This window comes from Paenibacillus sp. A3, from assembly GCF_001399685.1.
GTDB lineage: Bacteria > Bacillota > Bacilli > Paenibacillales > NBRC-103111 > Paenibacillus_G.
The window spans coordinates 1-10,510 of record NZ_JTHN01000004.1; the positions used below are offsets into that span (position 1 = coordinate 1).

Annotated in this window: 1 protein-coding gene; it reads left to right on the forward strand. The window is 61.2% G+C overall.

Annotated features, from left to right (window positions below; all coding sequences use genetic code 11):
- A partial coding sequence (locus tag QJ48_RS00020) for a non-ribosomal peptide synthetase (RefSeq protein WP_157261446.1) occupies positions 1-10,510 on the forward strand: 10,510 nt, incomplete at both ends.

Below are 10,510 nucleotides of genomic sequence, written 5' to 3' on the forward strand. Positions count from 1 at the left end.
CGAATCCGTACGAGATTGGTGGACGGATGTACAAGACGGGCGATTTGGCCCGCTGGCTGCCGGACGGAACGATCGAATATATGGGCCGGATCGACCATCAGGTGAAAATCCGGGGGTACCGGATCGAGCTGGGCGAGGTGGAAAGCGGCCTGATGAGCGTCGCTGCGGTCCGGGAAGCGGTAGTGATCGCGCGGGAGAACGAAAGCGGCGAGAATGATCTGTGCGCGTATTTCGTGGCGGACGAGCCGCTTGCCGCAGTCGAACTCCGTGGTGAGCTGGCGGCAAAGCTGCCGGGGTACATGATCCCGTCGTACTTCGTGCAGGTGGGGCGGATGCCGCTAACGCCGAACGGCAAGCTGGATCGCAAAGCGCTGCCGGCGCCGGAAGGCGGAGTCGAAACGGGCACGGCATACGTGGCGCCGCGGACACCGCTTGAGGCGAAGCTGGCGGAAATTTGGCAGGACGTGCTGAAGCTGCCGAGAGTCGGCGTGCAGGACAACTTCTTCGATATCGGGGGACAGTCGCTGCGGGCCACAACGCTGGTAGCGAAAATGCATCAGGAGCTGCAGGTCAAGGTGCCGCTTCGGGATGTGTTCCACTTCCCGACGGTCGAGCAGTTGGCGCAGTCCATCGCAGGGATGGAGCAGGACGTTGACACGGTGATCCCGCAGGCCAGCCAAAGAGCGCACTATCCGGTATCCTCGGCTCAAAAGCGGATGTACGTTTTAAGCCAATTGGAAGGCGGGGAGACGAGCTACAACATGCCGGGCGTCACGCTCGTAGAGGGACATCTAGACCGCGGAAGACTCGAAGAGGCATTCCGCAAGCTGATTGTTCGTCATGAGACGCTTCGCACCGGCTTCGAGATGGCGGACGGCGACGTCGTGCAGCGGATTTACGAAAACGTCGACTTTGCCGTAGAGTACAAGGCGGCAAGCGAAGAGGAAGCCGAAACGCATATCGGCGAATTCGTGCGGCCATTCGATCTGGAGCAGGCGCCGCTGCTGCGGGTAGGCTTGATCGAGCTTGGCCCGGAACGTCATCTGCTGCTGTACGACATGCATCACATCGTTTCCGATGGCGTGTCGATGGGCGTGCTGATCAAGGAGTTCGTGCAGCTGTACGAGGGCCAAGAACTGCCGCCGCTGCGCGTGCAGTACAAGGACTATGCGGTCTGGCAGCAAACGGAAAAAGCCGGCGAGCGGCTGAAAAAGCAGGAAGCATACTGGCTGGACGTCTTCCGCGGCGAAATCCCCGTGCTCCATATGCCGACCGATTATGCGAGACCGGCCGTACAGCGTTTTGATGGCGCGCGGTTGGATTTTGCCGTCGGACAAGCGGCCCGAGACGGGCTGAAGCGGCTTGCCGCGCAAACCGGGTCGACCCTGCACATGGTGCTGCTGGCCGTTTATAAAACGCTGCTGCACAAATATACGGGGCAGGAAGACCTTATCGTCGGTACGCCGATTGCGGGAAGGCCGCATGCCGATCTGGCAAGCCTGATCGGCGTGTTCGTGGGCACGCTGGCGCTGCGGAGCTATCCGGCGGACGAGAAGACGTTTACGGACTATTTGCTGGAAGTCAAGGAGCAGGCGCTCGGAGCTTACGAGCATCAGGACTATCCGTTCGAGGAGTTGGTCGAGAAGCTTAGCCTGACCCGGGATATGAGCCGCAATCCGCTGTTCGACACGATGTTCGAATTGAAGACGCTGGAGCAGGTGGAGCTGAGCATCGCGGGGCTCGATTTCAAACCTTACTCGAGCGAGAGCACTTCGGCGAAGTTCGATCTGACCCTGGATGCGCTTGAGCGGGAAGAAGGACTGCTGTGCAGCATCGAGTACAGCACCGCGCTGTACAAGCGGGAAACGGTCGAGCGGCTGGCGAATCATTTTGTCCGGCTGATCGACTCGATTGTCGGCAATCCGCAAGCGAAGCTGTCGGTCTTGGAGATGATCACGCCGGAAGAGCGGACGATGCTGGTGGACGGCTTCGGCAGTGTAGGTGCAAGACGTGGAGCGGCTTCAGAGTTGGCAGACTATGCGCCGGAGCAAACGTTCCACGCCTGCTTCGAAGTGCAGGCCGCGCATGTGCCGGAGCAGACGGCGGTCGTCTATGCAGGGGCGCAGCTGACGTACCGCGAGCTGAACGAGCGGGCGAACCGGCTGGCCCGGACGCTGCAAGCGCGCGGGATCGGTCGCGAGTCGATCGTCGGCATTCTGGCCGACCGTTCGACGGACCTGCTCGTCGCCGTGCTGGCCGTCTGGAAAGCGGGCGGCGCGTATGTGCCGCTGGACCCGGACTATCCGTCCGAGCGGATCGGGTTCATGCTGCAGGACAGCGGAGCGGCCGTGCTGCTGACGCAAACGCATCTGCAGGAGCGCGCGCAGGCGTGGCTGACCGAAGGGCATGCGCTGGAGGCGGTGCTGTGCCTGGACGACGAGTCGGCGTACGCCGAGGACACGTCGAACGTGCCGAATATGAACGAGCCGGGCGACCTCGCCTACGTGATCTATACGTCGGGAACGACGGGCCAGCCGAAAGGCGTCATGATCGAGCATCGCAGCTTGGTCAACACGGCGGCGGCCTACCGTCGGGATTACCGTCTTGGCGAGTTCCCGGTGCGGCTGCTGCAATTGGCGAGCTTCTCGTTCGACGTGTTCGTCGGAGATATCGCGCGGACGCTGTACAACGGCGGCATGATGGTCATTTGCCCGAAAGAAGACCGCATCGATCCGACGCGTCTGCACGGCTGGATACGGGATTATGAAATTACGGCGTTTGAATCGACCCCGGCGCTGATCGTGCCGTTCATGCAGCATATCGCGGATCATGGTCTGGACATCGGCTCGATGGAGCTGTTGATTACGAGCTCGGACAGCTGCAGCGTGACGGATTACCGGGTGCTGCAGGAGCGGTTCGGCTCGTCCATGCGGATCATCAACGCGTACGGAGTCACGGAAGCGGCGATCGATTCGAGCTACTACGATGAGCCGCTGACGAATCTGCCGGAGACGGGCAGCGTGCCGATCGGGCAGGCGTGGTTGAATGCGCGGTTTTACATCGTGGACGCGCAGCTGCATCCGGTGCCTGTCGGCGTGCTGGGCGAGCTGTGCATCGGAGGAGCCGGGGTAGCGCGAGGCTACTTGAACCGGCCGGAGCTGACGGCGGAGAAATTCGTGCCGAACCCGTTCGTGCCTGGCGAGAGGCTGTATCGGACGGGCGACCTGGCGCGGTGGATGGAAGACGGGAACGTGGACTTCATCGGGCGGATCGACCATCAGGTGAAAATCCGCGGGTACCGGATCGAGCTAGGGGAGATCGAAACGGCGATGCTGCGCTTCGCGGGCGTACGTCAGGCGGTGGTGATCGACCGGACGGACGAGCGGGGACAAAAGTATTTGGCGGGTTACGCGGCAGGGGACGAAACGCTAAGCGTAGAGGAGCTGCAGGCGTATCTGGAGCAAAGCCTGCCGTCGCATATGGTGCCGGCGCGGATGATGAAGCTGGAGCGGTTGCCGCTGACGCCAAACGGCAAAGTGGACCGCAAAGCGCTGCCGGAGCCGGAAGGCGCGGTGCGCGCGGGAGCGGCATACGCAGCGCCGAAGACAGCGGCGGAGCAGACGTTGGTAGCAGTATGGCAGGCCGTGCTGGGCGTGGAGAAGGTCGGCATTCTGGACAACTTCTTCGAGCTGGGCGGCGATTCGATCAAAGCGCTGCAGGTGGCTTCGCGCCTGCTGCAAGCCGGTTACAAGCTCGACATGAAGGATTTGTTCGCCTACCCGACCGTGGCCGACCTGAGCCGTCGTGTCCGGTCCGCGACCCGCATGGCGGATCAAAGCGAAGTCGTCGGAGACATGAAGCTGACGCCGGTTCAGCTCTGGTTCTTTGAGCAGAAGCTGGCCGAGGCACACCATCATAACCAGTCGGTTATGCTGTACCGCAACGAAGGCTTCGACGAAGCGGCGCTGCGCGTGACGATGAAGAAGATCGCCGAGCATCACGACGCGCTGCGTACGGTGTTCCGGGCAACCGACAGCGGCTATGCCGCTTGGAGCCGGGGGACCAATGAAGGCGAGCTTTTCAGCCTCGAAGTGTCGGATTTCAGCGGCGCGGCGGATGTCGCGGCGGCCGTGGAAGCGAAAGCGAACGAAATTCAAAGGAGTATTGATCTCGAACACGGGCCGTTAATGAAGCTCGGGCTGTTCCGCTGCCCGGACGGCGATCACCTGCTGATTGCGATCCACCATTTGGTGGTCGACGGGGTGTCCTGGCGCATACTGTTTGAGGACATTGCTACCGGGTACGAGCAGGCGCTTCGCGGCGAAGCGATCCGCTTCCCGCACAAAACGGATTCGTTCCGGACGTGGGCGGAACAGCTAACGCTCTATGCGAACGGGCTGGCGATGGAACGCGAACGGGCGTACTGGCAGCAAATCGAACGGGCTGACTATCGTCCGCTGCCGAAAGATGTTGCCGGCGTGCCATCGCTCAACCGGGATAGCGAGACCGTCACGGCTACCTGGACACCGCAGGAGACGGAGCTGCTCCTGAAGAAAGCCCACCGCGCTTACGGCACGGAAATGAACGACCTGCTGCTGACGGCGCTCGGCATGGCCGTGCAAGAATGGAGCGGCATCGAGCAGGTGCTGGTGAATCTGGAAGGCCACGGCCGCGAGGCCATTCTTCCCGAGCTCGACATCACGCGTACCGTCGGCTGGTTCACAAGCCAGTTCCCGGTCGTGCTCGACATGGGCCAAGGCAAGGACGTGGCGCAGCGGATCAAGCGGGTCAAGGAAGGGCTGCATCGCATTCCGCAAAAAGGAATCGGCTACGGCATCCTGAGATACTTGTCGGCGCGGCAGGAAGGCGACGTCTTCGTCACCGAGCCGGAAATCAGCTTCAACTATTTGGGGCAGTTCGATCAGGACGTGCAAAGCAGCGCCATCGGGATATCGCCTTATTCGGCGGGCGCGGAGCTCAGCCAAAACGCGGCCAAGCAGTACACGCTGGACATTAACGGTCTCGTTTCGGAAGGCGCGCTGCAATTGACGATCCGCTACAGCGGCAAGGAGTACCGCCGGGAAACGATGGAGCGGCTGGCCGGGCTGCTGGAGGAAAGCTTGCGGACCGTCATCGCCCACTGCGCGGCGAAAGAACGGCCGGAGCTGACGCCAAGCGACGTCCTGCTCAAGGGATTGACCATCGAGGAGCTGGAGCAGCTCGCGGAACGCGCCCGAGCGATCGGGGAGCTGGAGAACGTCTATGCGCTCACGCCGATGCAAAAAGGCATGCTGTTCCACAGCCTGCTGGACGCGCAATCGGGTGCTTACTTTGAGCAAACGACGTTCGAGCTGCGGGGACGCTTGGATGTCCGGATTTTTGAGAACAGCTTGAATCTGCTGCTGCAAAGACATGAAATTTTCCGGACGAACTTCTTCATCGGATGGAAGGACCAGCCGGTACAGGTCGTGTTCCGCAGCAAAGACAACGGGTTCGCCTATATGGATCTGCGCGACATGAACGAGACCGAACGCGCCGCTTACCTCGATACGTTTATTCGCGAGGACCGGGTCAGAGGGTTCGATCTGGAAAAAGATCCGCTGATGCGCGTGTCGGTTCTGCGTATGGGTGAAGAGACGTACCGGCTCGTGTGGAGCTCGCACCATATTTTGATGGACGGCTGGTGCGTGGCGCTGATGACCGGCGAAGTATTCGAAAGCTACTTCGCGCTCATGCAGCACAAGCAGCCTGAGCTGGCTCCGGTCACGCCATACAGCCAATACATCGAATGGCTGGAAGCGCAGGATGCGGAAGAAGCCGCGCGTTATTGGAGCGGCTATCTGGCCGGCTACGAGCAGCAGACGCTGCTGCCGAACGACAAGCCGCGGACCATGACGGAAGGGCAGCAGTTCGAGACGTTGTTCTGCGACCTCGGCAAGCCGTTAACCGGTAAGATCGATCAGCTTGCCAAGCAGCACCGGGTGACGCTTCATACGCTGCTGCAAACCGTATGGGGACTGCTGCTTCATAAATACAATGGCAGCCAGGATGCCGTGTTCGGCAGCGTCGTATCGGGACGTCCGGCGGAAATTCCGGGAATTGAGAACATGATCGGCCTGTTCATCAATACGATTCCGGTGCGGGTCCGCTGCGAGGCGGAAGAGCGGTTCGCAGACGTCATGCGAAGAGGTCAGGAGCAGGCGCTTGCTTCCCAGGCTTACGAAACGTACCCGCTTTACGAGATTCAGGCGCTGACCGATCAGAAGCAGGATCTGGTCAACCATATTATGGTCTTTGAAAACTATCCTGTGGAAGAGCGGGTAGAGCAGCTCGGAAGCGCCGAGCGCGACCAATTCGAGATCGTCGACGCGCAAATGGTCGAGCAGACGAACTATGATTTCAACCTACTGGTCATGCCGGGCGAAGCGGTCAAGCTCCGTTTTGAATACAATTCGCTCGTGTACGACCGTGCGAACATCGAACGGATGCAGCACCATTTCATCTATGTGCTTGAGCAAATTGCGGCCGATCCGCAAATCCGCGTCAGCGAGCTGGAAGTGGTGACGCCGCAGGAGAAAGCGCAGATCAACGAAGTGTTCAATGCCACGGCGGCGGATTATCCGCGGGAGCAGACGATTCACGGCTTGATCGAAGCGCAGGCGGAGCATACGCCGGATCATACCGCCGTCTACTTCGAAGGCGAGCGGCTGACATACCGCGAGCTGAACGAGCGGGCGAACCGGCTGGCGCGCACGCTGCGGGATCATGGCGTCGCGAAGGACCGCCTCGTCGGTCTGATGACCGAACGGTCGCTGGACCTGATCGTCGGCATCGTCGGCATCCTGAAAGCCGGGGGCGCGTACGTTCCGATCGATCCGGAATATCCGGAGGAGCGCATCCGTTATATGCTGGACGATTCGGGCGCAGAGCTGCTTCTGCTGCAAAGGGGGCTTCGGGATCGCGTCGCATTCGAGGGGACCGTCGTGGAGCTGGACGCGACGGAAGCGTACAGCGAAGACGGGTCGAATTTGACGCCGGTGTCGGGACCGGACGATTTGGCTTATGTCATCTACACGTCGGGAACGACGGGTAAGCCGAAAGGGGTCATGGTCGAGCATCATGGTTTGTGCAACCTGAAAACGTACTTCGACCGGACGCTGCACATCGGGCCGAACGACAAAGTCGTACAGTTCGCGAGCTACTCGTTTGACGCCGCTTGCTGGGAGTTTTTCCAGGCGTTGTTCTGCGGGGCGACATTGTATATCCCGACGTCACATACGATTTTGAACTACGAGTGGTTTGAAAAGTATATGGCTGAGCATGGCATCACTATTGCAGCGCTGCCGCCGACCTATGCGGTCTATCTCGAGCCCGATCGAATGCCGGACCTGCGCATTCTATTTACGGCCGGTTCCGCTTCTTCGGCGGAATTGGTGCAAAAATGGAAAGACCGGGTGATGTACTACAACGGATACGGCCCGACGGAAAACTCCGTGGCGACATCGATCTGGCCGGTTTCGACGGACCCGATGGCGGACGTGATGATCTCAATCGGACGTCCGGTTCCGAATCACCGTGTCTACATGGTCGACCCGCACGGTCATTTGCTGCCGGTCGGCGTGCCGGGAGAGCTGTGCGTCGCCGGGGCGGGACTTGCCCGAGGCTACCTGCACCGTCCGGAGCTGACGGAAGAGAAGTTCGTCATGAGCCGGTTCGCGGAAGGCGAGCGGATGTACCGGACCGGGGACCTCGCACGATGGATGCCGGACGGTAAAATCGAGTATTTGGGCCGGATCGACCACCAAGTTAAAATCCGCGGCTACCGGATCGAGCTGGGCGAGGTAGAGGCACAGATTTTGAAGGCTGCTGCGTCGGTGCAGGAGACGATCGTCATCGCGCGGGAAGATGCCTCCGGTCAAAACCAGCTGTGCGCTTACTTCGTGGCGGATCGGGAGGTGGCGGTGAGCGAGCTGAGAAGCGCGCTGGCGGCGGAGCTGCCGAACTATATGGTGCCGTCGTACTTCGTACAACTGCCGTCCATGCCGCTGACGCCGAACGGGAAAATCGACCGCAAGGCGCTGCCGGCGCCGGAAGGAAGCGTGCAGACGGGCGTGGACTACGTCGCGCCGCGGACGTGGGTAGAAGCGAAGCTGGTGCAGATTTGGCAGGAGGTGCTGGGCGTCCCGCATGTTGGGGTGAAGGAAAACTTCTTCGACATCGGCGGACACTCGCTCCGGGCCACGACGCTGGCTTCGAAAATTCACAAAGAGCTGAACAAGCAGCTGCCGCTGCGCAGTATCTTCGAATACCCGACGGTCGAGCAGTTGGCGCGGGTGATCGAAGAGATGGAGCAGGTGGCGTATGCATCCATTCCGGTGACAGCGGAAAGCGAGTACTACCCGGCGTCTTCGGCACAGAAGCGGCTGTACGTGCTGAATCAGCTCGAAGGCGAGGCGCTCAGCTACAATATGCCGTCGGTTCTGACGGTGGAAGGGGCGCTCGACCGCGAGCGTGTCGAAGAAGCGTTCCGGGGGCTGATTGCGCGCCACGAAACGCTGCGTACGGGCTTTAGCCTGATCGACGGCGAGCCGGTGCAGCAGGTGGTTGCCACCGAAGAGGTGCCGTTCCGTCTGGAAGTTACGCAGGCGGATGAGGAGGAAGCGGAAGCGCATATCCGCCGCTTCGTGAGGCCGTTCGATCTGGAGCAGGCGCCGCTGCTGCGCGTAGGCTTGATCGAGCTGGGAGCGGACCGTCATCTGCTGATGCTCGACATGCATCACATCATCTCCGACGGGGTGTCGATGGGCGTGCTGACCGACGAGTTCGTGCGGCTGTACGGAGGCGAGGAGCTGCCGCCGCTGCGGATTCAGTACAAGGATTATGCGGCGTGGCAGCAGGCGGACGTGCATGGCGAGTGGATGAAGCGGCAGGAGGCATACTGGCTGGACGTGTTCCGCGGGGAACTCCCGGTGCTGGACATGCCGACGGATTACCCGAGACCGGCGGTGCGCAGCTTCGAGGGCGACACGGTGACGTTCACTCTTGGCCAGGCCGGAAGCGAGAAGCTCCGGCAGCTGGCGGCGCAAACCGGCTCGACGCTGTACATGGTGCTGCTGGCGGCTTACATGACGCTGCTGCACAAATATAGCGGGCAGGAAGATGTCGTCGTGGGCACGCCGATTGCAGGCCGTCCGCATGCTGACTTGGAGCCGGTGATCGGAATGTTCGTCAATACGCTGGCATTGCGGAGCTATCCAGCCGGCGAGAAGACGTTCCTCGGGTATTTGCAGGAAATCAAGGAGCATGCGCTCAAAGCGTACGAGCACCAGGATTATCCGTTCGAGGAACTGGTGGAGAAGCTGCATGTGAAGCGGGACATGAGCCGCAGTCCGCTGTTCGACACGATGTTCGTGCTGCAAAATACGGAAGAAGGCGAGCTGGGCATCGAAGGCTTGACGTTCAAGCCTTACCCGAGCGGTCACGATGCGGTGAAGTTCGACTTGACACTCAACGCTGCCGAGGCGGATGACGAGCTGCAGTTCAGCCTCCGTTACGCCGGAGCGCTGTACAAGCGCGAAACGGTCGAACGGATGGCGGGCCATTTCGTCCGCCTGCTGGGAGCCATTGCGGACAGCCCGCAGGCGAAGCTGGCGGAGCTGGAGATGATCACGCCGGAGGAAGCGATTCAGCTTCAGACGGAGTTTAACGATACGGCGGAAGACCGTTATCCGCAAAACAAGACGCTGTATGCAGTCTTCGAGGAGCAGGTCGAGCGCTCGCGGGAGCGGGTGGCGGTCGTCTTTGAAGGCAAAGAGTTGACCTACGGCGAGCTGAACGAGCGGGCGAACCGTGTGGCTCGCGTGCTGCGGGCGCATGGCGTCACGGCGGATCAGCCGGTGGCGATGCTGGTGGAGCGGTCGCTGGAGATGATCGTCGGGATGCTGGCGGTGCTGAAAGCGGGCGGCGCGTATGTGCCGATCGACTCGCAGCATCCGGAGGACCGGATTCGCTTCGTGCTGGAGGACAGCGGAGCGAAGCTGCTGCTGACGCAGAGCTGGCAGCAGGCTAAAGCGGCGGAGTTCCGCGGCGAGGTGCTGTGCCTGGACGAAGCGGGGCTGTACGAAGGCCCGGCGGAGGACGGCGCGAACCTGGATCCGGTGTCCACGGCGGACAATCTGGCGTACCTGATCTATACGTCGGGGACGACAGGCCAGCCGAAAGGGGTCATGATCGAGCAGCGGAGCGTGGTGAACTTTACGTTGAGCTTGTTCGAGCCGATCTATGCGGCGCATCCGGAATACCGGAACATGGCGCAGCTGGCGCCGTACGTGTTCGACATGTCGGTGAAGCCAATCTACGGAGCGCTGCTGCTGGGGTTGACGCTGCACATCGTGCCGGAAGAGACGCGGATGGACGGGGACAAGCTGCTGAAGTTTTTCCGTGAACATAACATCGACATCACGGATGCGACGCCGACGTATTTGGCTATCTTGGTGCAAGCGGCTGCGGC